The 23,558-nt window shown below is 60.7% G+C and carries 24 protein-coding genes, 3 tRNA genes and 1 pseudogene; 12 read left to right on the forward strand and 16 right to left on the reverse strand.

The genetic code is table 11. From position 1 onward, the window contains the following. Nucleotides 1-58: 58 nt before the first annotated feature. On the reverse strand, nucleotides 59-991 hold the full coding sequence (locus tag ACUN9Y_RS16090) for a LysR family transcriptional regulator (protein WP_445461740.1): 933 nt from the start codon (nucleotides 989-991) through the stop codon (nucleotides 59-61). Between the two features lie 172 nt (nucleotides 992-1,163). Between ACUN9Y_RS16090 and ACUN9Y_RS16095 the strand changes: the two genes are divergently transcribed. The 5 genes and pseudogenes from ACUN9Y_RS16095 (at nucleotide 1,164) to ACUN9Y_RS16115 (ending at nucleotide 5,965) form a co-directional block, all read left to right on the forward strand. Continuing rightward, nucleotides 1,164-2,471 carry an ArgE/DapE family deacylase gene (locus ACUN9Y_RS16095; protein ID WP_445461741.1) on the forward strand — a complete coding sequence of 436 codons (1,308 nt, stop codon included), beginning with the start codon at nucleotides 1,164-1,166 and terminating at the stop codon, nucleotides 2,469-2,471. A gap of 203 nt (nucleotides 2,472-2,674) precedes the next feature. Then, complete coding sequence (locus ACUN9Y_RS16100) at nucleotides 2,675-4,267, forward strand: sodium:solute symporter family protein (protein WP_445461742.1); 1,593 nt, start codon at nucleotides 2,675-2,677, stop codon at nucleotides 4,265-4,267. 101 nt (nucleotides 4,268-4,368) lie between these two features. Continuing rightward, nucleotides 4,369-5,029, forward strand: a pseudogene (locus ACUN9Y_RS16105) (IS30 family transposase); the annotation flags it as partial. A gap of 182 nt (nucleotides 5,030-5,211) precedes the next feature. Then, a complete protein-coding gene (locus tag ACUN9Y_RS16110; protein ID WP_445461743.1) occupies nucleotides 5,212-5,400 on the forward strand; it encodes a hypothetical protein in 189 nt (62 codons plus the stop codon). Between the two features lie 64 nt (nucleotides 5,401-5,464). After that, a complete protein-coding gene (locus ACUN9Y_RS16115) occupies nucleotides 5,465-5,965 on the forward strand; it encodes a hypothetical protein (protein WP_445461744.1) in 501 nt (166 codons plus the stop codon). Nucleotides 5,966-6,070: 105 nt separating this feature from the next. Here the strand turns inward: ACUN9Y_RS16115 and ACUN9Y_RS16120 are convergent. From ACUN9Y_RS16120 to ACUN9Y_RS16150, 7 genes are all read right to left on the reverse strand, one after another. Next, nucleotides 6,071-6,146, reverse strand: a tRNA-Thr gene (locus tag ACUN9Y_RS16120). Nucleotides 6,147-6,229: 83 nt separating this feature from the next. Beyond that, a tRNA-Gln gene (locus ACUN9Y_RS16125) sits at nucleotides 6,230-6,304 on the reverse strand. A gap of 7 nt (nucleotides 6,305-6,311) precedes the next feature. Then, nucleotides 6,312-6,387: transfer RNA gene (locus tag ACUN9Y_RS16130), tRNA-Phe, on the reverse strand. Nucleotides 6,388-6,482: 95 nt separating this feature from the next. Next, entirely contained in the window at nucleotides 6,483-6,755 is a 273-nt protein-coding gene (locus ACUN9Y_RS16135; RefSeq protein ID WP_445461745.1) for an oxidative damage protection protein, read from the reverse strand. A gap of 251 nt (nucleotides 6,756-7,006) precedes the next feature. Next, a complete protein-coding gene (gene mutY / locus ACUN9Y_RS16140; RefSeq protein WP_445461746.1) occupies nucleotides 7,007-8,110 on the reverse strand; it encodes an A/G-specific adenine glycosylase in 1,104 nt (367 codons plus the stop codon). An 89-nt stretch (nucleotides 8,111-8,199) separates the two neighbouring features. Next, complete coding sequence (locus tag ACUN9Y_RS16145) at nucleotides 8,200-10,536, reverse strand: AsmA family protein (RefSeq protein ID WP_445461747.1); 2,337 nt, start codon at nucleotides 10,534-10,536, stop codon at nucleotides 8,200-8,202. After that, the gene (locus tag ACUN9Y_RS16150) at nucleotides 10,533-10,982 is read right to left on the reverse strand and encodes an acetyl-CoA sensor PanZ family protein (protein WP_445461748.1); all 450 of its coding nucleotides are present in this window, start codon (nucleotides 10,980-10,982) and stop codon (nucleotides 10,533-10,535) included. The genes ACUN9Y_RS16145 and ACUN9Y_RS16150 overlap by 4 nt, the downstream gene beginning before the upstream one ends. A 169-nt stretch (nucleotides 10,983-11,151) precedes the next feature. On the opposite strand from ACUN9Y_RS16150, the gene hisB reads away from it, so the two are divergent. The 4 genes from hisB to hisF all read left to right on the forward strand — a co-directional run bounded on the left by hisB (nucleotide 11,152) and on the right by hisF (nucleotide 14,090). After that, nucleotides 11,152-11,745 (forward strand): imidazoleglycerol-phosphate dehydratase HisB, encoded by a 594-nt coding sequence (gene hisB / locus ACUN9Y_RS16155; protein WP_445461749.1) that lies wholly within the window; start codon nucleotides 11,152-11,154, stop codon nucleotides 11,743-11,745. A 56-nt stretch (nucleotides 11,746-11,801) separates the two neighbouring features. Next, the gene (gene hisH / locus ACUN9Y_RS16160; protein WP_445461750.1) at nucleotides 11,802-12,443 is read left to right on the forward strand and encodes an imidazole glycerol phosphate synthase subunit HisH; all 642 of its coding nucleotides are present in this window, start codon (nucleotides 11,802-11,804) and stop codon (nucleotides 12,441-12,443) included. Between the two features lie 110 nt (nucleotides 12,444-12,553). Further along, nucleotides 12,554-13,294: a 1-(5-phosphoribosyl)-5-[(5-phosphoribosylamino)methylideneamino]imidazole-4-carboxamide isomerase gene (hisA, locus tag ACUN9Y_RS16165; RefSeq protein WP_445461751.1), complete on the forward strand. Its 741-nt coding sequence runs from the start codon at nucleotides 12,554-12,556 to the stop codon at nucleotides 13,292-13,294. 22 nt (nucleotides 13,295-13,316) lie between these two features. Then, entirely contained in the window at nucleotides 13,317-14,090 is a 774-nt protein-coding gene (gene hisF / locus ACUN9Y_RS16170) for an imidazole glycerol phosphate synthase subunit HisF (protein ID WP_445461752.1), read from the forward strand. Between the two features lie 184 nt (nucleotides 14,091-14,274). On the opposite strand, the gene ACUN9Y_RS16175 is transcribed toward hisF, so the two are convergent. Next, complete coding sequence (locus tag ACUN9Y_RS16175; protein ID WP_445461753.1) at nucleotides 14,275-14,859, reverse strand: YjaG family protein; 585 nt, start codon at nucleotides 14,857-14,859, stop codon at nucleotides 14,275-14,277. 37 nt (nucleotides 14,860-14,896) lie between these two features. Continuing rightward, nucleotides 14,897-15,190, reverse strand: coding sequence for an MGMT family protein (locus ACUN9Y_RS16180; protein ID WP_445461754.1), 294 nt, complete (start codon nucleotides 15,188-15,190; stop codon nucleotides 14,897-14,899). 74 nt (nucleotides 15,191-15,264) lie between these two features. Here ACUN9Y_RS16180 and ACUN9Y_RS16185 point away from each other — a divergent pair, with 74 nt between their 5' ends. Continuing rightward, nucleotides 15,265-15,954, forward strand: coding sequence for a type 1 glutamine amidotransferase (locus tag ACUN9Y_RS16185; protein ID WP_445461755.1), 690 nt, complete (start codon nucleotides 15,265-15,267; stop codon nucleotides 15,952-15,954). 96 nt (nucleotides 15,955-16,050) lie between these two features. On the opposite strand, the gene mnmH is transcribed toward ACUN9Y_RS16185, so the two are convergent. The 4 genes from mnmH to ACUN9Y_RS16205 form a co-directional block, all read right to left on the reverse strand. Next, on the reverse strand, nucleotides 16,051-17,157 hold the full coding sequence (gene mnmH / locus ACUN9Y_RS16190) for a tRNA 2-selenouridine(34) synthase MnmH (protein ID WP_445461756.1): 1,107 nt from the start codon (nucleotides 17,155-17,157) through the stop codon (nucleotides 16,051-16,053). Continuing rightward, on the reverse strand, nucleotides 17,154-18,191 hold the full coding sequence (gene selD, locus ACUN9Y_RS16195) for a selenide, water dikinase SelD (RefSeq protein ID WP_445461757.1): 1,038 nt from the start codon (nucleotides 18,189-18,191) through the stop codon (nucleotides 17,154-17,156). Before selD ends, mnmH begins: the two co-directional genes overlap by 4 nt. 82 nt (nucleotides 18,192-18,273) lie before the next feature. Next, nucleotides 18,274-19,650, reverse strand: a complete 1,377-nt coding sequence (gene radA, locus ACUN9Y_RS16200; protein WP_445461758.1) for a DNA repair protein RadA — start codon at nucleotides 19,648-19,650, stop codon at nucleotides 18,274-18,276. A 325-nt stretch (nucleotides 19,651-19,975) separates the two neighbouring features. Continuing rightward, a complete protein-coding gene (locus tag ACUN9Y_RS16205) occupies nucleotides 19,976-20,746 on the reverse strand; it encodes a helix-turn-helix domain-containing protein (RefSeq protein ID WP_445461759.1) in 771 nt (256 codons plus the stop codon). A 194-nt stretch (nucleotides 20,747-20,940) separates the two neighbouring features. Between ACUN9Y_RS16205 and ACUN9Y_RS16210 the strand changes: the two genes are divergently transcribed. Beyond that, nucleotides 20,941-21,210: a YiaA/YiaB family inner membrane protein gene (locus ACUN9Y_RS16210; RefSeq protein WP_445461760.1), complete on the forward strand. Its 270-nt coding sequence runs from the start codon at nucleotides 20,941-20,943 to the stop codon at nucleotides 21,208-21,210. Between the two features lie 4 nt (nucleotides 21,211-21,214). Then, nucleotides 21,215-21,901, forward strand: a complete 687-nt coding sequence (locus tag ACUN9Y_RS16215) for a PspA/IM30 family protein (RefSeq protein ID WP_445461761.1) — start codon at nucleotides 21,215-21,217, stop codon at nucleotides 21,899-21,901. A gap of 146 nt (nucleotides 21,902-22,047) precedes the next feature. Here the strand turns inward: ACUN9Y_RS16215 and ACUN9Y_RS16220 are convergent, their stop codons facing one another. Together ACUN9Y_RS16220 and ACUN9Y_RS16225 are read right to left on the reverse strand one after the other, a co-directional pair. Then, on the reverse strand, nucleotides 22,048-22,506 hold the full coding sequence (locus ACUN9Y_RS16220; protein ID WP_445461762.1) for a copper resistance protein NlpE N-terminal domain-containing protein: 459 nt from the start codon (nucleotides 22,504-22,506) through the stop codon (nucleotides 22,048-22,050). 94 nt (nucleotides 22,507-22,600) lie between these two features. Next, nucleotides 22,601-23,497 (reverse strand): AEC family transporter, encoded by an 897-nt coding sequence (locus tag ACUN9Y_RS16225; RefSeq protein ID WP_445461763.1) that lies wholly within the window; start codon nucleotides 23,495-23,497, stop codon nucleotides 22,601-22,603. Nucleotides 23,498-23,558: the final 61 nt, after the last annotated feature.

The following is a 23,558-nucleotide window of genomic DNA, read 5'->3' on the forward strand; positions in this document are numbered from 1 at the left end:
TTCCGACAGCAATAAAAATACAGCCCATCTTCGCCAGCTTAACATCCAACCCCTGTATCTATAAGTCGCACATGGCCCGCTCCTCCATGGTATAGCCCTGCATGTGGCACATAAACTCATCAACAAATGCTTGCCCCGCCAAGGTTAGCGAACCTTTCCTCCATAGCAAGTAAAGCTCAATATCACACAACCCCTCATCAGGAGGTAGTTTCCACAACACCCCTTCCCTTACCTTCAAGTCGGCACTATGACGTGGCAAACTGCCAATCCCGTAGCCAGAAACCATCAATCGTATTATTTCGTCATAATTTGGCGAGGTAGCAATTACTCGCCCAGTAAAACCATGCTGATCACGAAAAATGGTCAATGGTGAAAGGCTCCCTCCTATCACATCACTAGAAAATGACACAAAATCCTCATCAACAAGCGAGTCTAGGCGAATGCTTTCTTTCCCAAAAAACCGGTGATTAACGCCACAATACAAGGAGTATCTTTGCTTGAGAAAAAGTTCTCGCTCAAGGCCTTTGGATCGCCTTGGGGAAAGCCCAATCCCAATGGCGGCTGTGGATTTCTGAACGGTATTTATGATGTCATCGCTGCGCATCACCTCTAGATGGACATCTATAGCAGGGTATTTATTTCTGAACGACAACCAAAAGTGGTCATACACATTTGACTGTATGCGACTAGCCACTAAAACCTTTATATTACCAACGACATCATCTTGCTTTAGAAGTGGAATAAGCGACAATCGCGAGACATCTTTATATGCCGCCTCTGCCACTTTGTAGACATGCTGACCTGAGCGAGTAACTATAAACTGTCCACCACTTCGTTCTACCAGCTTTCTATCAAGTTGGTTTTCTAGGCGTTTAAGTGATTGACTGACGGCAGATTGAGTAATGTGGAGCTTGGTGGCGGCAGCACTTATACTTCTCATTTGAACAATGACCAAGAAGGTACGTAGCAGGTTCCAGTCAAGTCTATCCATTTCCCCTCACCTTTTTAACAATGACCTTTTATCTGAAGTCTACTGCGAGCCATCCAATTCTACTACAACCCATTAGCCCTGCTTATACTGCACATTAAAAATCATGGATTGACGAGGCGCAAGGCCGGGCTTAATAATATCTAACACCAGAACTCAAACTAGGATGCATGATATGCTAAAAGAAAGCCAGGTCAAGCGCATTTTAAACTCGGTTGATTTTCTTTTCGACGAACAGCTTAAATTTACTCAAGAACTTGTCAAATACCCATCACTTCGGGGGCAAGAGCATACAGCTCAGGATTTTCTATTCAATGCGATGTCTGAACGTGGGTTTTCCATGGACCGATGGAAAATCGATGTAGAAGATATACAACACCACGAAGGCTTTGGACCTGTCACTGTCTCCTATGAAAATGCGTTCAATGTTGTCGGCACCTATCGACCTAGCCAATCAAAAGGACGTTCGCTGATTCTCAACGGCCACATCGATGTAGTGCCCACTGGCCCAGCAGAAATGTGGAGCCGTTCCCCGTGGGATCCTGAAATCATCGATGGCTGGATGTATGGACGTGGGGCCGCCGATATGAAGGCGGGCCTCGTGGCTAATCTAGCCGCCTACGATGCCGTACGTGCATCGGGTTTGCTACCCCAAGCCCCCATTTACTTTCAGTCCGTAGTCGAAGAGGAATGCACGGGTAATGGTGCGCTTTCCGCACTGCTGCGCGGCTATCAGGCGGATGCGGTTATTATCCCGGAACCAGAGGAAAACATGCTGGTAAGGGCAAACGTCGGTGTCCTGTGGTTTAAGGTGAGAGTCACGGGAAAACCTTCACATACGCGCGAGATGGACCAGGGATTCAACGCCATCGATGCCGCTTATGCTTCTATCCACGCTTTGCGTAAGCTGGAAGAACAGTGGAACAGTCAAAAAAACGATCACCCTTATTTCGAAGATCTTGAGCACCCGATCAACTTCAACGTCGGCAAGATCAATGGGGGTGACTGGCCGTCCACCGTTCCACCATGGTGTGAATTTGATATTCGTGCTGCGATCTACCCGGGAATTAGCACGGACCAAGCAAAGAAAGAAATTAAAGAAACACTAAAATCGGCAGTGAGAGAGGACCCTAGAATGGGGGGAGTCCCTCCCACAATCACGTACACAGGATTTAACGCTGAAGGGTATGTTTTGAAAGAAGGATCGGATGCTGAAATGACATTAAGAGAATGTCATCAAACAGCATTTAAAAGTGAGCTCCAAACCTTCACCACTCCGGGATACCTTGACGCCCGCGTCTTCACGATTTATGGAGACATGCCTACCCTCGTATATGGACCAAAATCACATGACATTCACGGCTTTGATGAAAGAGTTGACATTGAGTCAGTGAGACTGGTCACCAAAACAATTGCACTGTTCATTGCCAACTGGTGTGGCGTGGAAGAGGCCCATCTTAGCAAAGAAAATGACAACAGGTAAACTATGGAGCGGATACTATGAACACAAGCCTCGCCTTGCTCTTTGGCAATGCATTCTTAACAACCGTATTCTCGGCAGCATGGGTTGGCACCATATTATTGAGAGAATACAGACCTGTAATTAGAGATGTGTATAAAAACAAAGAACCGGATTGCGAAACGTCAGGTTTGGCGGGCAAAGAAACCAAATAACCGGGTGTCAAGATGACAATATCCATATTTTCGATCGTTCTTGCCTCATATGTTATCGTCGCCGCACTCTTAACCAAGAGGATTAAGAACAAGAACGACTTCTATGTCATGGGGCAGCAGGGTTCTACCCTTCTGATTGTAGGAACTCTGGCCGCAACGTACCTAAGTGCCGTCACGCTGATGGGCATTGCCGGAATATCTTATAAAGAAGGCCCTGTAGTTCTTGGGGGGTTGGGGTCATTTGGTGCCTGGGTCGGCACATTAATAGCCGTCGTTTACATTGGCAGAAAACTCCGGTCACTGAACTGCAAGACCATGATGGATTTCTTCGACTACCGCTTCAACAATAAGTGGGTAAGCGTTGTCGCCTTAGTATTGATGGTCATCGGACTTCTAGGCTACGGCATCATCCAATTAATTGGGGCGGGCCTGGTGCTTGCGGAAATCATTGATGTACCGTTCCCGGTCATCATTATTGCCTTTACTCTTGCATTATTAGCCTTTTGCAGTCTGTCTGGCATGTATGGTGTCATCTATACCGACACGATGATGTTCTTCTCGATGCTGGCCATTGCCTTCATTATAGCTCCGCTTCTCATGGATACTGCTGGGTTTGATTCCATGAGAGCCTTGGGCGAAAAATACAGTGGATATTGGACATTGGCGGGAACTGAACAGCGCCCTTTGAGCTGGTCGGTCTCCCAATTCTTGGTCTGGGTGTTGTTCTTTGCCTGCACACCCGCTTTGGTATCGAGAGTATTTCCTGCCAAAAGCGACTTTGTTGTACTCAGGGTAGCAGTCGTAGGGATATTTTTCGCACCAGCCATGCAACTTATGGTGTTCTTAGCTGCCTCGGCCATGAAGGTTATTGACCCTTCTATTGAACCACTCGATCGCGTCATGATCGTCGGTTTCATGGAGCATACCAATCCTGCGTTGGCGGGAGTTGGTTTGGCTGGGCTGATGGCATCTATCATGTCTACCGCCTCGACACTTTTCGTTCTAACGGGATTTGCGCTAGCCCGAGATCTTTACGAAAAGTTATTTGACAAGAAAGTATCAGAGCATAAAGGAATTATTCTCGGACGGTTCTCCCAAGCTATCGTCGCCATTATCGTTTGCGCTGTGGCAATTGCGAAGCCCGCTGGAATCTACTGGATATCCATCTATGCGGGGGCGATTTTTGCGGTGGCCTGGTTGCCCACTATCGTGGCATCGCTGACATGGAGAAGAATGAACGCGACTGCTGCGTTGACTTGTATGCTGGTGGGCTCCATTAGTTTTGTCGTAGTTGGTGAGCTTCAGCGCCATAACTTAGTGGTATTACCTGAAAATATCGACAAGCTAATGATTTCCAGTGTATTGGGCACACTCTCACTTGTCATTGTTGCGGTAGTCAAGTCTCCTAGCCCCTATGAAGTCAATAGTTATCTAGAGATCCGGAAAGAACTACCATCTCAGGCAACCATTGAGAGTATTCTATCCCGTAAGAACGGCCGTGCCTTGCTGTATAAAGAGTATAGAGGTGTTTGGATCATGATCGCAATCATGTTGCTGCTATCTTTCTCACTTTGGTCATTCTTGTACTTTAAACTGGGGATGTAAGGTAGTGCCATAAGCTATCGCCAGCTTCTCTTGTAAGCAGGCATCATTCGGCGGTTTCAATGGCCAAGTGCAACACCAGACTCATCAGGTACGGTATTGCCATGATCCATTGCTACCGCCATCTCACTGCTGAAGACCGAGCCACCATCATGATGATGCGAGCGACTCACTCGATTCTGGCCATCGACCATCATCTGAGCCGTGCACCGAGTACCGTGTCGCGGAAAATTGCTCGCCTCCCACCAAAGGTTACCATGCCGGCCTGGCGGGCTATCGGGCTCACCTAACGCGTCACCGGCCCCGCCGGCATCCTAAGCTGCACCCCGACAGGGAGTCTGTTTTAAGTCGTGGCCCATCTGCTGCACAAGTACCGGCCACCGCAACAGATGGCCCGCACGCTGAAGTGCTTGTCTCCCAACGATTCACATCGACGGGTGTCGCATGAGGCCATCTACAACGCGCTCTATGTGGATGCCCCGCGGTAGTCTCAAAAAGGAACTCATCGCCTACCTGCGGCAGGCCAACGGCAAGCGACGGTCACGGAGTCGTGGCACGGATCGACGCAACCAGATTCCCGACCCGGTCAGCATCCACGCGCGACCGCCTGAGGTCGAAGATCGTCTGATGCCTGGCCACTGGGAAGGCGATCTCATCATCGGCGCCAACAATCGCTCTGCCGTCGGTACGCTAGTGGAACGCACCACGCGATTGGTGATCCTGGCGAAAGTGGATGGCACCACGGCCACAGCGGCGGCCGTGGGTTTGGTGTTGAGACAACCCATGGCTTCCCGGCCCGGCGTACGGCACCTGGCAGAATTTGTATCTGATAACGGATGTCTACAGCCGCAACATCATCGGTCACAACTCTACGACGCCGAGATCAGTGAGCTAACAGCGAACTGCGGAAATCGGGCCGGGACACCGCCTGGCAGCGGCTGATCAAGATGGCCATCGAGGAAGAGGTGATCACCAAGGACGAGCGGTTCGGTCTACACGACTTGAAGCGTCGCGGCATCACCGACACCCAAGGCACCCGTCACGACAAGCAAGAGGCCAGCGGCCACCGTTCAGCCGCTATGCTGGATGTGTATGACCTCAGCACACTGATCGTGCCCTGGCCCGGAACGGAATAGTTCTAAACGCCATATCGGATATGATGTTTGGTAGGATCAACCACTGCAAAAGATAAGGAGTAGAATGTCTACAGAAATCAGTATAGTGGCTGCAATCGGCGCATGCACGGGTGTTGCCTCTTTGGCTTGGCAGGTCTACAAACACTTCCAAGATGGTCCAAAGCTGAAAATCCGCGTACAGCTAGATACACTTAAACTTCAGCCCAACAGCTGTGCTGAGCGCGTCACCTACATTTCGATTGCGAATACCGGGAAGCAGCCCACGACAATTTCCCAATTGCAGCTTCTACGCTTTAAGTCAGGTTTTCAGCGATGGCTGACGCTAGCACCACACAAAATTTCACATCATTTTCGATCAAGCCCTGAGTACAGCGCTAAGATTCTCACACCAAGCGCTGTTGAAAGATTGCCAAAAGAATTGACAGTGGGACGAATCTTGCTGGGAGCAGCCGAAAACACAAAAGTACGAGCACAGTTAAAAAAGCCCGGAAAACTGTATGTTGCGGTTCATCACGCCTTCAGTGAGAGGCCTTCACTGCAAAAAATTAACCCGCCTCATGAGTAGAAAGCCGTCCGAACTATGTGTTTTATCTATGTAGACACAAAAAAACCGCCTTCAAGGGCGGTTTTGATGTTGCAGCAAGCTGTTGATTCCCAACCATCTTTTAGATGGTGCCGGCACCAGGAGTCGAACCCGGGACCTACTGATTACAAGTCAGTTGCTCTACCAACTGAGCTATGCCGGCTCGGGACCGACCATAAGGCCGTTTGCTGCATTGGAACTCTGCTCAATGCTGCTCTGAGCGAAGCCCCCAAAAGGGGGTTGGCGTGGCTGGGGTAGCAGGATTCGAACCTGCGCATGCCGATACCAAAAACCGGTGCCTTACCACTTGGCGATACCCCAGCAGAGTTGGTGGCCAGAGACGGAATCGAACCGCCGACACGGGGATTTTCAATCCCCTGCTCTACCAACTGAGCTATCTGGCCCCTTGCCAACGCGACGTATTAAACCAATTCCTCCGTTTCCCGTCAACCCTTTTTCTTTCATCAAGATGGCGTGGCCTTAGCCGTCCTGTGCAAAGCTACTGACCACGCGGCACGTAGCCTTCAGCCTGGTCGGTCTCTTCGTTGTCGAGGAAGCGTTCCAGCTGCTCCATCAAGTACTTGCGACTATCGGGGGCGAGCATGTTGAGGTGCTTCTCGTTGATCAGACGAGTTTGCAGGGCCTGCCACTCTTCCCAGGCCTGACGCGACACCGTCGCCTGGACTTCCTGGCCCTTCTTGCCGGGCAGCGGCGCAAACGGCAGAGCATCGAGCTCCTTCTGATACTTGCGGCAGAATACGGTCTGACTCATGGGGCTCTCCTTGGAGGACGACGACTTGGTAGAGGGGTGGATGCGCCCACGGTAACAGGCGCCGAGGTGCAGGCATAAGGCCGTCGGGCGTCGGCTGCATGACGATGCCCCCGACGGTGCCTCTCGACTGGTGCGGGTCACAGGACCTGGGTGTCTCAAGGCTGTTTCAAGGCCCGCTCAAGGCTGTTTGCTTCACGACCCGCTCAAGGCTGTTTGCTTCACGACCCGCTCAGGGCTGTTTCAAGGCCCGCTCAAGGCGGTGTCAGCGCAAATGGCGTCAGGGACTCGAGCAGTTTCTTCACCGGGGCGGCGAGGCCGACGGCATCGGGCTGTTCGGGATCGTACCATCGGCGCGTTTCTCCCACCGCATCCAATGAACTGACGCTTGCCGGCACCGGGGTAATCTCCAGGCGGAAGTGGCTGAACACGTGGACGAAGCTTGCCCAGGCCTGTTCGCGCCTCGCCAAGGGGGCGTGCAGCGCCAGCCAGTCGTCGATCTCGTCATCGCCATCGAACTGCGGCAGGCTCCAGAGTCCTCCCCAGAGGCCCTGGGAGGGCCGCTGTTCCAGCAGGATGTGGCCGCACGCATCACGCAGCACCAGCATGCGCGTGGTACGCACCGGGATGGCCTTCTTGGGCTTCGGCTCGGGGAAACGCCGCTCTTCGCCACGGGCATGGGCCACGCAGACGTCGTTGAAGGGGCAGCGCTCACAGTCCGGCTGGCCGCGCCGGCAAAGTGTCGCCCCCAGGTCCATCATCGCCTGGGTGAAATCCACCACCCGCCCCTGCGGCGTGTAGTGCTCCGCCAGGCGCCATAGGCCGCGCTCGACCGCCGGTCGTCCTGCCCAGCCTTCCAGCGCATGAAGCCGAGTCAGCACGCGCTTGACGTTGCCATCCAGAATCACGGCACGGTCCCCCGTGCTCTGGGCGATAACGGCGCCAGCGGTAGAGCGCCCAACCCCCGGCAAGGCGACCATGGCGTCCAGGCTATGCACCGGAAAGCGACCGCCGTGCTCTGCCGTGACGACCCTCGCCGCTTTGTGCAAGTTCCGGCCCCTGGCGTAGTAGCCCAGCCCGGTCCACAGATGCAGCACCTCATCCTGGCTAGCCTCGGCCAGGGCCGCCACATCAGGAAAGCGCTGCATGAAGCGTTCAAAATAGGGAATTACCGTGGCCACCTGGGTTTGTTGCAGCATGATTTCCGACACCCAGACCCGGTAGGGCGTGCGATCGTGCTGCCAGGGGAGGTCGTGACGTCCGTGGCGATCGAACCAGTCGAGCAGGCGCTGCGAGAAGGCCGTACGACCCAGCACAGGAGCGCCTGAGTCGAGCAGGGAGGGGGATGCATCTGTCATAAGAAACAGCAACTTGAGTCAGCGGTCATGGGCGACACGAAAAAAAGCGCCGACACAGGGGTCGGCGCAGGGACTGGCTTGCTTGATGCTCAGTTAAATAGACCACGCAGAGCATCGCGAAGTTCCTCACCGGCCTTTTCACCGATACGATCATCGAGGCCCTTGAGCTCCTCGCCGATCCTGTCTTGTGCCTCTTCCTGCAGGCGGCGCTTGGCTTCGTCGCTGGCAAGTTGCCCCAGATTGGACTGGAACGCTTCGGCATCGAAGGCACACCATTCGCTGCTATCGGTGCCGAGCGTGCCCTGGCAGCGCACCGGGAAGGGGACTTTCTCGAGTCGCGGGTTGACGTTGCAGGCGGCATCGGCGGTGTCGACGAAGCCTGCACTGCCGCGCGCATCGAACTCCTTGGAGCCCAGGTCGAGCTGGCCTTCGCCGTTCATTTCGATACCCGGCAGGGTAATCAGCAGGTCCTCGTTGTGGGCGACGCCGTTGCGAACATCGAAGCTCGCCTGAATCCGCTCGAAGCGGGTGTTCTCGCTCCATTCCCGCGTCGTCGTTTCGCCTTCCAGGCGGGCCACCGCGGTGCATAGCTGACGCGACACGTTGGCGCGTGGAATGGCGCCCTCATGGATACGAGTGCTCAGGCTGCCGTTCAGGTTACGAACCAGCTCGTGGCTAGCATTGCCGCGGGTGGTGAGCTCGCCATCGGCATCGAAGGAGCCGCTCAGCGGTGCGGGTTCTTCCCCCAGCGAGGTCAGCAGCGACTCCAGGCGAACGCCTTCGATGGTGGGTGAGACCTGCCACGCCAGCGGCGTTGCGGTGGCATCCAGCGAGCCAGTGGCCTGCAGGCGCCCTTCATGGAAGCCTGCGTCGAAGTCGGTCAAGCGATGCTGACCACCCTGCCCTTCAAGGTTCAGCGAGACGTCCTTGAACTCCTGTCCGCCGAGAGACAGCTGGCCAAGTACCAGCGAGACGCTTTCGTCAAGCTGCGCCAGCCACTCGGCCGGCAGGATCGACGGAGCGTCGTCTTGAGCCACCGCAACACCAACCCCAGGCAGGCGAGAGGCGGTCTCCGGCTGCTGAGAAGGCGGCAGGTAGCTATCGAGATTCAGGCGATCGCCTTCCAGGTCGATATCGACCCTCCGGCCATCGAATCGTGCGCCGATATCGCCGCTAAAGGTACTGTCGTCGAGCACCAGGGTCAGGCCGTTCAGCGATAGCTGCTCCAGGTTGCCCTCGACGGGGCTGGTCAGCGCGACCTCGGCAAGGGCGCCGTCATCGGCCATGCGCGGCAGGGCATCGAGTCGCGACAACCAGGCACGCAGCGACATCGGTGCCAGACGCAGTTGACCGGAGTAGCTCGGTGCGGTCTTCAACTCGCTCAGGTTCAGATTGCCCTTGAGCGAGAGCTCGTCGGGGCCAGACAGCGCCAGCTCACGCAGTTGGGCGGTGCCCGCGGCGAGATCGGACTCAAGCTGAAAGCCGAGGGTCAGGGGCAGGCGCTTGTCGCCCAGGCGCGGGTCGATCAGGTTGGTATCGAGCTGACTCGGCGCCATGTGCAGGCGCTGCTGCCCCAGGTCCAGCACGACTTCCTCGCTGGTCAGGGTGGCCTGCTGTGCCTCGGCGGCACCGGCCAGCAGGGTGCTGGTCTCCAGGGTCAACTTGGACAGCACGTGGCGTTTCTCGACCAGGCCGAGGTTGACCCGAGTGTCGAGGCTGATGTCGCTATCCAGACTCGGCGTGCGCTCCTCGCCATCGAGCTGATCGAAGACCTTCAACGAAAAATCAGACGTCAGCGGAAAGGCCGATGTCGGATTGACGTTGCTGCCGCTGATGGTGAGGTCCTCGGCCAACCACTCGCGGCCGCCCTGGGCGTTGATCAACCGGAGTGTGCCATTGGTCACTTCGACGCTGGCAATGTTGAGCGCCACGGATAACCCACCGTCGTCGCCATCCGGGTTGGGGCCCGCACTGGCCGGCGCCAGTGCCTGCTCGGCGTCGGAGCCCTTATCCTCGAGCCGCTCGACCAGGCTTTCCCAGTTGCCGCGGCCCTGCTCGTCCCGGGCCAGGTTCAGCGACAGCCCATCCAGGGTCAGGCCGTCGACGGCGATCTCACCGCGCAACAAGGGGGTAAAGGCTAGGCTCACCGCGGCATGATCGAAAGCGGCGAACGGCGCGCCGTCATCCGTGGCCTCGGGCAGTCGGGCTTCGGCCTGCTCTACACTCACGCCAATCCGTGGATAGAAAGACCACGACAATGGGCCTTCCAGCGACAGCTCGAGCCCGCTGTGCTCCTTCACGACCTCCACCAGCCGCGGCTTCAGGTCTTCGGGGTTGAAGAACGTCGTCACGTAGACCACCGCGCCCACCAGCACCAAGGCCAGGACGCCAACAACTGCCAGCAGGGTTCTTACAAGTCGTTTCATTGACCGCTCTCTTGTGTGGGGAGGTCGAGTTGAAAATAGTCGCCGTCACGGGTCAGGTAGTAGCCTAGGCGCTTGAGCAGGACCTGATCGGCCATCTCCAGTTGGGAGGCGGCCACGCGCAGCTTCAGGTGCTGACTGTTGGCCTCGGCGCTGACCAGGCCCAGCAGACGCGAGCCGACGCCGCGGCGGCGCGTGGTCTTGCGCACGCACAGGTCAAACAGGCTCCAGATGCCATCCGCCGGCGCTACCGCGACGGCACCCAGCAGGCGATCGTTGAAGCGTGCCGCCCAGAAGAAGCCGGACTCCAGCCGACGCGTCACATAGGCACCGGGAGACGCCTGGAGACGCTCTTGCGGGGCATCCGAGTAGATGCGCGTCAGATCGAGGCGTACCTGCTCGTGCTGGTCCCAGACGTGCTGGTCAACCTGGTACAGGGTCACCGGCATAACCTGTCTCCCTTGGCCGGAGGTGGCGGCAGGCCACCGCGAGAATGCCCGCATTGTAGCGGATGGGGCCGCCAATTCACTATAATGGCGGCCTTGTGTGCGTCGCACCGCGACGGCCCGAAATGGCCCAATGCCCCACTTCGACATGCGCCACGGCGCAGGAGACACCATGTCCGAGCGTACTGCCACGGTCAGCCGTGACACCAAGGAAACCCAGATCACCGTCACGCTCAACCTCGACGGCGAAGGCCGCCTGAGCGGCGAATCCGGCGTTCCCTTCCTCGACCACATGCTTGACCAGGTGGCTCGTCACGGCATGGTCGACATCGACATGAAGGTCGTGGGCGACTTGCATATCGACGACCATCACACCGTCGAAGACCTCGGCATCACGCTGGGCCAGGCCTTCGACCAGGCGATCGGCGACAAGCGAGGCATCTATCGCTATGGCCACGCCTATGTGCCTCTCGACGAAGCACTGTCCCGGGTGGTGATCGATTTTTCCGGCCGGGCCGGACTGGCGATGAACGTCGAATTCACCCGTGCCACCATCGGTCGCTTCGATACCCAGCTGTTCTGGGAGTTCTTCCAGGGGTTCGTCAACCATGCCCGGGTCACGCTGCACATCGACAACCTCAAGGGGTTCAATGCGCATCACCAGGCCGAGACCATCTTCAAGGCCTTCGGCCGCGCCCTGCGCATGGCCGCTGCCCCCGACCCTCGCATGACGGGACGCATGCCCTCCACCAAGGGTAGTCTGTAAGGCCGCCGCCCGAGAGAAAGACACTCTCTCGGAGTACCGACATAAAGGAGCGTTCAATGACCATTGCCGTCATCGACTACGGAATGGGCAACCTGCATTCCGTTGCCAAGGCACTGGAACACGTCACCCACGAGAATGTCATGGTGACCCGCGACGCGCGCTCGATCCGCGGCGCCACGCGTCTCGTTCTGCCTGGTCAGGGGGCGATCCGCGACTGCATGGGCGAGCTGGAGCGCACCGAGCTCGCCGGCCTGGTTCGCGAACTGCTCGCCGAGCAATCCAAACCGCTGCTCGGCATCTGCGTCGGCCAGCAAATGCTGTTGGAGCGCAGCGACGAGAACGGCGGCATCGATTGCCTGGGCTTCCTGCCCGGCCAGGTGAAACGCTTCCCCACCGACATGCAGGATGCCGATGGCGCACGTCTGAAGGTGCCGCACATGGGCTGGAATCTGGTGCACCAGCCTCTCGATCATCCGCTGTGGGCGGGCATCAAGCAGGATGAGCACTTCTATTTCGTGCATAGCTACTATGTCGCCGCGGCGGATCCCGCCCAGGTGTTCGGCACCACCGGCTATGGCAGCGTCGAGGCCCACGTGGCCACCGGCCGCGATGCCACCTTCGCGGTGCAGTTCCATCCGGAGAAGAGTGCCCGGGCGGGTCTGACGCTGCTCGAGAACTTCGTCCAGTGGTCGCCGTGAACGACCGCGCAGCAAAGGTCTCGCTGAGGCCGGCCGACCATGCGTCACGTCGCGACGCCCAGACACCATAAAGCACGGCGCCGCTCGACCGGTGCCACAGAGGACACAACATGCTGGTAATCCCCGCCATCGATCTCAAGGACGGCACCTGCGTCCGCCTCAAGCAAGGCCGCATGGATGACGCCACGACCTATGGTGATGATCCCGTGGCGATGGCCGCACGCTGGGTCGAGGCCGGCGCTCGTCGCCTGCACCTGGTCGACCTGAACGGCGCCTTCGAGGGGCGTCCGGTCAACGGCGACGCGGTCACCGCCATCGCCCGCCGCTACCCGGAGCTACCGATCCAGATCGGCGGCGGCATTCGCAGCGCCGAGACCATCGAGTACTACCTGGCGTCCGGCGTGTCTCAGGTCATCATCGGGACCAAGGCGGTGAAGGAACCGGACTTCGTCACCGACATGTGCCGCGCCTTCCCGGGCCACATCATTGTCGGCCTCGATGCCCGCGACGGCCGCGTGGCAACCGACGGTTGGGCCGAGGTCTCCGAGGTGCTGGCCGTCGACCTGGCCAAGCGCTTCGCCGACGACGGCGTTTCCAGCATCGTCTACACCGATATCGCCCGGGACGGCATGATGAACGGTGTCAACGTCGAGGCCACCGCGCAGCTCGCCCGTGAAGGCGGCCTACCGGTCATCGCGTCCGGCGGCGTCACCAATCTCGACGACCTGCGCGCCCTGGTCGCGGCTGGCGAACCCGGCATCCTCGGCGCCATCACCGGCCGCGCCATCTACGAAGGCAGCCTGGACGTGGCCGAAGGCCAGCGCCTGTGCGACGAGCTGACCGGCCAGTAACCGACACCCGAGGTAATCCGTCATGGCACTTTCCAAGCGCATCATCCCCTGTCTGGACGTCGACGCCGGCCGCGTGGTCAAGGGCGTCAACTTCGTCGGCATCCGCGACGCCGGTGACCCGGTCGAGATCGCCCAGCGCTACAACCAGCAGGGTGCCGACGAAATCACCTTCCTCGATATCACCGCGAGTCACGAAGATCGCGATACCACCGTGGACATGGTCGAGCGCATCGCCGGTGAGGTGTTCATCCCCTTGACGGTCGGCGGCGGCATTCGTACCTGCGACGATATTCGCACCATGCTCAACGCAGGCGCCGACAAGGTCTCGATCAACACCGCGGCGGTGACCAATCCGGAATTCGTCCGCGAGGCCGCCGAACGCTTCGGCAGCCAGTGCATCGTGGTGGCGATCGATGCCAAGCGAGTCAGTGCGGAAGGCGAAACGCCACGCTGGGAGATCTTCACCCACGGCGGCCGTCGCCCCACCGGGCTCGATGCGGTGGAGTGGGCACAGAAAATGGTGGAATACGGTGCAGGGGAGCTGCTGCTGACCAGCATGGACCGGGACGGTACCAAGGTGGGGTTCGATCTCGGCGTCACCCGTGCGATCAGCGACGCCGTCAGCGTCCCGGTCATCGCCTCAGGCGGCGTGGGCAACCTCGACCATTTGGTGGAGGGCATCACCGAAGGCCATGCCGACGCGGTTCTGGCGGCGAGTATCTTCCACTTCGCCGAGCACACCATTCCCGAGGCCAAGCGCTACATGGCCGAGAAAGGCATTACGATGAGGCTGTAGCCGGCAGTAAAGGCTAGCGATAGGAACTGCACACCGAGGGCCGCCGTGTGCGGCCCCTGGCGCTTGCGAGCCGGGCGCTTGCGAGCCGGGCAAGACGACACCGTTCAAGGCGTCCCGCACGCCTCCTGGGCGGCGCCAGGCTCATCGCGGACGGCTCCTCGTGGACGGCTCCACGGAGGGGCAGCTAGTCCAGCGTCAGCCCTAGGTTGCTCACGCCATCGTTGCGTCCGAGCCGCTTCAGTGCCTTGAGCTCCTTCTTGCCGAGCTCGTCTTCGGCACCTTCCAGCACCGCATCCTGGAAGTCGTTCTCGTCTTCCATCAGCGGGTGCTGTTTGACCATTTTGGCGAGTTTCTCGCCATCTTCTTCTCCTTCGGTCAGCTCGATGAACGCTCGCACGGCGGACTTGGACACGCGGCTGACCTCGAGCACCGCGCCCGGAGAATCCCCTCGCAGGGTATCCAGGATCGCCGATAACGCCACCACGGCATCCAACGCTCGACGAGCGCCGAAGCTGTCGTCTGCGGCGGGCGGCTCGAGCTCGGCGAGCTTCTCCGCCTGCAGGTCGCAGTCGATCTTGGCGTTCTTGACGCTCAATTGCTCCCACACCAGGTCGAGGATGGCACGCATCCCGGCGAGGTCGCCGTGGCCCGTGGTATCGGCGTAAAGCGCGTAATTCGGGAGCAAGCGCTCGGTCAGCGCCGCCATGAAGGCCTGCTGCTGGGGGCGAGACAGCGCCTGCAGGCGCTGATTGAAACCGGGGTGTGCCATGAATCGGTCCTGTTAACCCTATCGGTGATGGCCCTCGCTAGGGCCAGAAGCGCTCTTGGGCGATACGACCGCGAACGTCGAAGGCGACGCCTTCATCGATCAGGCGTCGACGCTGTTCATCGGCGCCGCCGTGATCGGCCAGCTTGCGCGATGCGGTCACCACGCGAAACCAGGGCAGCTGGTGGCCATCGGGAAGCTCTCGCAAGGCTCTCGCCACCATGCGTGCGCTGGCGCCGTCGGTCATCTTGGCGATACGCCCATAACTGGTGACCCGACCGCAAGGAATCTCGGCGAGGATGGTCAGGATCTGTTCTCGAACGGTCGGATTCATGTAACCTTTCGCCATCGCAGCAATTTTTTGAGGCCGTCCGCCTTGGACCGCCTCACGAGTCTCGGCGAGGCCCTATGCATCTTCATCTCCTTCAGCACCGCCCCCACCAAGGGCCGGCACGCATCGGCGACTGGCTGTCCAGCATGGGCCACAGCTTCACCATCTTCCACCTTTATGCGGGTGAGCTGGTGCCACGCCTGGGCGACTGCAACGCCCTGATCCTGCTCGACGACCATGAAGGCGCCGCCGACAGCCCTTGGTCAAGGGCCGAACGCAAGCTGATCCAACAGGCGCTCGACGGCCACAAACCGCTGCTTGGCATCGGTGTCGGTGCTCAGCGCATTGCCGCAGCGCTCGATGCCCCCGTCGGGCGCGGCACTCAGGCCGAAGCGGGCTGGCATGCCATCACGCTTGCCGACGACAGCCCGTTCGACCTACCCGATGACTTCACCGCCCTGCTGTGGCATCGCCAGGTCTTCGGCCTGCCCGAGGATGCCCTGCCCCTGGGTGGCAGCGACGCAAGTCCACTGCTGGGCTTCGCCTGGGACGCCGGCCGCGTCGTCGGCCTGGGCTGTCTGCTGCATCACCACCGCGAGAGCCTTGGCGCTCACCTCGAGGGCGTTCCGCTCCCCGAAGGCCACGAGAACAGCCCGCGGGTGCAAAGCCAGGACGCGATCCTCGAGCAACACCAGCGCCTCGACCCCCTGGCCCCGCTGCTCGATCGGCTACTGAGCCAATGGCTGCGTACGGCACCAAACGACTGAGACAGGCTCTCGAGCCCTCGATTGCACCGCGCCACGGCGCCTGAGGAGTCATGGCGGCGGCCCGAGCTCGACAAGAGCGGGGCCCGCCAGGCGTCTTCAAAAGCGGCCCGGCTCCTGCTGGTCGTCGCTCCACTGTCGGGCGGCAGCCAGGCAGCTCTCCCAGTCGCCCACGTGCAGGAAACGACGCTCCGAGTGCTTCTCGAGCTGGTGGCGATACATGGGGTCGTAGTATTCGGTCAGCAGCGGGGCAAGCCAGGCCTCGTGCGCCTGGCGATTGCCCCTCTCGTGCTCACGGAAGGCCAGCTCCTGAAGACGCGACAGGCGGGCGAGACGGGCGCTGCCCAAGCGCTTCTTCAACCGTCCGAGGGCGCTGGAGAGCTGCTTGCGCATCAGCGCCCAGCCAAGCCAGTCGCCGAATTGATGCTGATAGATCGACCACAGGTCGTCGATGTAGTCCTTGTGGATCTGGCGCAGGCGCCAGTCCAGCGGCATTTCCACGCGTATCCGCGGGGCCGGTTCCATGCCCTGCCAGAACCTCAACGGAATGTTGGCGCTGCCGATATGGCGCGATTCATCTTCGAGCACCACCGGGCCCGGCAGCGACAGCAGCCGCAGCCCCATGGCGTGCTCGAAGTCGATCTGAGAGGGAGCTGGCAGTGGATGGCGGCCGAAGGCCGAGCCCTTGTGGCGGGCACAGCCTTCCAGATCCAAGCCGTTGTCGAGCCCGTTCACCAGCGCGGTCTTGGCGCAGCCGGTGAGCCCTCCGACCACCAGCAGCGGCCGGCTCGCGGCACCATCGATGCGCTCGCACAGGGCATGGCGCATGGCCTTCCAGCCCCCTTCGATGCGCGGACGTTCGATGCCGGCCTCGAGCAACCACTGCTGGGCGATTTGGGAGCGTAACCCGCCACGAAAGCAGTAGATGATGGCGTCTGGCGTGGCCTCAAGCTGACGCCGCCAGGCCTCGACCCGGGCCGCCTTGACCTCGCCGGACACCAGGCTATTGCCAAGTTCGATGGCGCTGTCCTGGCCCGACTGCTTGTAGGCGATGCCGACCCGCTGGCGCTCCTCGTCATCCATCAGCGGCAGGTTGATGGCGCCGGGCAAGGCGCCGTGGGCAAACTCCACCGGCGCACGCACATCGATCAGCGTTCGGCCTTGCTCAAGCAGCGACACATCGGCCGGGGCCAGGGGCAGACTCATCCCCGCACCTCGATCAGCGCCTCACCCTCGGCCTTGACCACTTCACCGAAGGGCGCGAGCTCAATGCCGTGCGCGCGGCCGACGCGCTCGACGTCGTCTTCCCAGGATGGGTGCACAGAGATCAGCAAGCCGCCGGAGGTCTGCGGATCGCACAGCCACTGCCAGTGCGCCTCGTCCATCGCCGGCAGGCTGGCACCGAGGGCGTCACGGTTGCGCCGCGTCCCGCCGGGTACCGCGCCCTGGCGTCGGTAGGCCTCGGCCTCGGCCAGCCGTGGCAGGCGGCGAAAATCGATCCGTGCCGCCACGCCGCTGGCGGCACACACTTCCGACAGATGACCGGCGAGGCCGAAGCCGGTCACGTCGGTCATCGCGTGCACGCCCTCGATACGGGCCAGCGCCGAGCCAATCCGGTTGGAGACCAGCATGGTTTCCCGGGCGAGCCCCTGGTGGCCGACCTCCAGTAGCCCCTGCTTTTCCGCGGTCGTGAGCATTCCGACGCCCAGCGGCTTGGTCAAGAACAGCAAGTCGCCGGGCTGTGCCCCCTTGTTGAGCTTGAGGTGCTTGAGATCCACCAGGCCATTGACCGCGAGGCCGAAAATCGGCTCCGGGGCGTCGATGGAATGGCCGCCGGCGAGCGCCAGCCCCAGCTCACGACACACCGCCTGGGCGCCGGCCACCACATCGCCGGCGACATCGGGCCCAAGCTTGTCCAGGGGCCAGCCGAGAATCGCCAACGCCATCACCGGGTCGCCGCCCATGGCGTAGACATCGCTGATGGCATTGGTGGCAGCGATACGTCCGAAATCGAAGGGGTCATCGACGATGGGCATGAAGAAATCGGTGGTCGAGATCATGCCGCGACCATCGCCAAGATCGAAGACTGCTGCGTCCTCTCGCCCCTGGTTGCCGACGATCATCTGCGCATGCCCGGCGCCGGGACCAGCCTTGGCCAGAATGGCATCGAGCACATCGGGGGCGATCTTGCAGCCGCAGCCTGCGCCATGGCTGTACTGAGTCAGGCGAATCGCGCTCATCGAGATCTCCTTGAAAAATTTTCGTCCATTCTACACCACGCGGCCGCGGTTACGCGGCCCAGAGCCGCCCCGCCGTCGGCCCCTACAGCACCTCCAGGGCCTCGGAAAGCTTGTCGACGGGCACCACTTCCATGCCCGGCGGGGACGTCTTGGGGGCGTTGCCACGCGGCACGATGGCCCGAGTGAAGCCGTGCTTGGCGGCCTCGACAATGCGCTCCTGACCACTTGGCACCGGGCGTATCTCACCGGACAGGCCGACCTCTCCGAACACCACCAGCTCTCGCGCCAGCGGCCGGCCCTGCAGGCTCGACACCACCGCCAGAAGCACCGCCAGGTCGGCGCTGGTTTCCAGCACCTTGACCCCACCGACGACGTTGAGGAAGACGTCCTGATCGCCGGTGAAGAGGCCGCCATGGCGATGCAGCACCGCCAGCAGCATGGAGAGACGATTGGCATCCAGCCCCACCGCGACCCGCCGCGGATTGCCCAGAGCCGACTCGTCGAGCAGCGCCTGGACCTCGACCAGTATGGGCCGGGTGCCTTCCCACACCACCATCACCAGGCTACCCGAGGCTTGCTCCTGCTGGCGCGACAGGAAGATCGCACTGGGGTTCTTCACCTCCTTCATGCCGTGCTCGAGCATGGCGAAGACGCCCAGCTCATTGACGGCACCGAAGCGGTTCTTCTGGCCCCGCAGGGTGCGAAAGCGCGAGTCGGCGCCACCCTCGAGCAGCAGCGAGGCATCGATCATGTGCTCGAGGACCTTGGGGCCTGCCAGGGTGCCATCCTTGGTCACGTGCCCCACCAGCAGCAGCACCGTGCTGCCCTGCTTGGCGAAGCGGGTCAGCGCGGCGGCGGATTCGCGAACCTGCGCCACCCCGCCCGGCGCCGACGAGATGTCCTCCAGGTGCATGGTCTGGATCGAGTCGATGATCAGCACCTCCGGACGCTCCCGCTCGGCCACCGCCAGTATCGTCTCGACGCTGGTCTCGGCCAGCATCTTGAGGCCCTGAGTCGGCAGCTGCAGGCGATGGGCTCGCATCGCCACCTGGGACAGGGACTCCTCCCCCGTGACGTAGAGCACCCGGCGTTGTTGGGCAAGCTTGCAGGCAGTCTGCAGCAGCAGCGTCGACTTGCCGGCCCCAGGATGCCCGCCGAGCAGCACCGCCGATCCCGGCACCAAACCGCCGCCGAGCACACGGTCGAACTCGGCAAACGTCGACGACAGTCGCGGCACCTCCGAGAGGTCGACATTAGCGAGATCGACTACCTCACGGGACAGGCTGCCGCTATAGCCGCCTCGCCCCGCGCCGGTAGCTGCCGAGCCAGTCCGCGCCGGCGACGACAGCCTGACTTCACTCAAGGTGTTCCATTCCTGACAGCTCGAGCACTGTCCCTGCCACTTGCGATACTCGGCGCCGCACTCGGTGCAGACGAAGGCGCTCTTGGCCTTGGCCATGGACACGTCTCTCCTGGGCTGGTGGTCGGTGATTGAACGGCCTAAGGCGTGTTCTGGAAGGCCGGGGCTGGCGCGGCAAGGAACAAGGCGCGCCTCGAGTCACCAGCCACATCGTTCACTATCCGGCAGCGCCAAGCGTACCCCGTCGCTGCCTGGGGTCCAATGCTCCGCCAGGCCCGCCCGTCGGGTTCGAACCGACCCGCGCGGCAACGACAACCGTCCCACGCCAGCACCAGCGGCGGCACACGGCGGCGGGTCCGAGTAGGCAGTTGCCGCAGGCGGCGGCACACGGCGGCGGGTCCGGGTAGGCAGCGGCGCACGGCGCCTAGGCTGGCGGCCCCTGCCCCGGATACACCTTGGCCTTCTCGGCACGACGAAAGCGACGAAAGACCGCGATCTCCCAGGGCCGCACGGCGACGATCATGCTGATGCCGAAGCGCTGCTCCAGGGGCAAGGCAAGATCCTCCTGATGACAATGACGAAAATCCAGCGCCAAGCGACGCAGTTTCTGGTGCATCACCTCGTTGGAGCGCGGTGACAGCATGCCATTGACGAACAGGCGCAATTCACCCGGCCGATCGAAGCGACACTCGAGAAAGTCCCCCTGCACCTGGGACTCGAAGAACCGCTGAATAGGCCCGTTCTTGTGCCACTGAAAGTCGTAGGTGACCAGCGGCTTGATGCGATTTCCCGGCAGCAGTTCGATCAAGCCCATGCGATCGAGCCGGGTCAGGTGAGAGATCAACGCGTGGTCGCTCAGGGCATAGGTGTCGAGCATCTCGTGAAAGCGCCAGCGATTCAGCGCGCAGAAGGCCACCAGCAGCAGCGCCATGTCCGACACCAGCTCTTGTTCCTGGGTCAGCTTGAGTTGATCGATGCGGATTTCGGGCTCGAGCTGGCGCACCAGGTCGGTGATCTCAAGGCCGATCAAGGCACAGACCTGATCCAGGCGTTTCAACGAGAACTGACGCTCGGCGAACAGTCGCTTCACGCTGGCCTCGGAAAGCTCCAGCTCCCTGGCCACCTGTTGGTAGGTCAGGCCGTGGGCCTTCAGAGCGGCCTTGAGCGCATCCACGATAGCGGCAGTCTGAGCCATGGCCTCTGCATCCTTCCCGGAAGACAGCCGAAAAAGTAGCAGAATACGCTACCCAATAGCCAACCGGTCGCGACTTCTTCGATCCCGCTGGCGCCTGGCCACAGCGGCTGGCCATAGTACTCGCCAGCCAAGCAACACGGTGGCTGGGGCGCACCGGCGCCCCTCAACTCACTAGTCGCATGAGAGAGATGACCATGGAAAACGAACTGCGCAGCAACTCGTCGGGCTGGCTTTTTTTCGTCAAGGTGTCCTTCGTCGTGGCGGTGGTCGCCATGGCCGTGGGCATCGTCATTACCCCCATTGACCTGCTGGTGAAGGGGTATCTCGGGATCTGCTCGCTCTTCCTGGTGAGCACCACCATCACCCTGTCCAAGACACTGCGTGACGACCACGAGAGTCAGCGGGTTCACAACCGTATTTCCGACGCCCGAACCCAGCAGCTGCTGAAAGAATACGCGGAGTGATGCCATGACGATCTGGACAAAAATGAGCACGTTGCTGCGAGCCTCCGCCCATGAGCCGGCCGAACGCCTGGTCGATGCTCATGCGCTGAGAATCATGGCTCAGGAGCTGAGAGATACCGAGCAGGCCATGCGGGTAGCCAAGCACGAACTGGCGGGCCTGATGGCACACCACCGGCAGTTGGAGCGCCACAACACGGGCTTGGCCCAACAGATCGCCCGCCGAGAAGACCAAGCCCGCGCTGCCATGGCCCGGAGCGAAGATGCGCTGGCGCTCGAACTGGCGACTCGCATCGCCGAGGACGAAAAGCAGCTGCGGCAACAGGGCCAGCACGCGGCACAGCTGGCCTGCCGGGAACAGGCCCTGCGCAGCGGTCTGCGCGATGCAGCGCGGGGGCTCACGTACTACAAGCGAGAACTGGCGCTTGCCAAGGCCAACCAGTGCAGTGCCCACGTCACCCGGCAGCTGGGGGCGCACCACGTCAGCCTGCGCACCGGCTTGGACGACATCGCCCAGTCTCTGGAGCGCATCAAGACCCGCCAGACGCACCAGGCTGATGTCGAGGAGGCGATGCGCGAGCTGGATCACGAAGCCAATGACAGCGACCTCGAGCAGCGTCTGCAGGCGTCCGGCATCACGACCGAGCAAGACGATGCCCAGGCGGTGCTGACACGTCTGAGAGCGCCGGGGTGATCCACGGCCTCGAGGCCTGCCGTGTTGAGAGCTGAGCCGCCCCGCTCATCGATAGCAGCGGATACACGGCCCGTCGTCACTAGCGCGAAAACGATTCAGGGCGGCCCAAAGGCCGCCCTGAATCACACCTACAACGAACAGCGCCGTTACTGCTGACGAGTCAACTGCAGCATGCTGTTGTTCTGGAAGCGACGACGCTGGGGGTCGATCAGCTCCAGAGTCTGCGGGTTGACGCGCAGGAAGTAGTAGGTCTGGCCTTCACCATTGGGCACCAGCTCGTACACGGTGGCCTCAGGATTGTCGGCGGTACCCGTCAACACATCCCAGTTGCCGGCGTAGCTTTCTTCCGGCGGATTCTGAGGGTGGTTGCGGTACGCCGCGGTCAGGTCAAAACTGCGCTGAGCCGCGCCGCTTTGCTCGTCGCCTTCCATGGTGACGGTCAGGTCGATGCCATCACAATTGCGGCACGGCAGGGTGCCCTGGTAAGTCGCCGAATTAGCCTGAATGGCTTCTCCGCTCGTGCCGGTCTCGCTCGGGCCACTACTGGCACAACCGGCCAAAAGGGCAAGCATGGCCGAACCAGCCAGCAAAGTCCTGAATTGCATATGAGTCCTCCTAACCTATGAGCAACAAGCCGTGCAACACGGCAGCCTGATGAACAGCATAACCTCCCATGCCTTCTGCGCACAGTCCCCCGGCCTAGCCTGCCGCTGGCAACACGTGCACAAAGACCAGTCCGAGCACTATCGGCATGACGATCAAGCTGCCCAGATTCCCAATCAACACCAGAGACGCCACGGTATGCGGCTGCTGGCGGTACTGTTCTGCCACCAGATAGTTGAGTACCGCCGGAGGCAAGGCGGCGAACACCCACAGGGTCGCCGCCTTCATGCCGTCGAGTTCCAGCCACACAATCAACGGCCAAGCCAGCAGCAGTCCCGACAGAGGACACAGCACGGCACCCAGAAGCCCCGTGCGCCAGTCGCTGAAGTCGATGTCCAGCATGCGCACGCCGAGCGCAAACAGCAACAGCGGAATACACACCCCGCCGAGCATGTGCAACGCCTCGAGCAGCCAGCTCGGCAACACCAGGCCACTCAAGTTGACCGCAAGCCCGGCGATACTCGCCAGCACAATGGGCATGCGAAACAATCGCCACAGCGGCGTCTGCGGGCTCAGCATCCATAGGCCCACGGAAAAATGCAGCAGCATCTCGACGATAAAAGTGACCACCGCCGCCGGCAGCGCTTTTTCTCCGAAGGCCAGAATCAGCAAGGGAATGCCCATATTGCCGGAGTTATTGAACATCATGGGCGGCAGGAAGGTCTTCACCTCCAGCTTCAGCCATTTCACCACCGGCCACACCAGCAAGCCCGAGCCCAGCACGACGACGGCCGCCGCCAACGCCAACTGGCCATACTCGGCCAACGGCGCCTGGCGGTCGGCAAGCACGGCAAACACCAGCATCGGCACGAACAGCTCCATATTGAGCGTGTTGAGCCCGCGGATATCGGGCGTGCGAAAGCGGCCATAAAGCGTGCCGGCACCGGAAATCAGAAAGACGGGCAGCAGCGTGGCAAGAATCTGGGCGGTCATCATTATCCTTAGGGGGCGAACCGTCTGCGCTTGGCGCAGAGTAGCATGCGCGCGACTTGCG

This window comes from Halomonas sp. V046, from assembly GCF_052645355.1.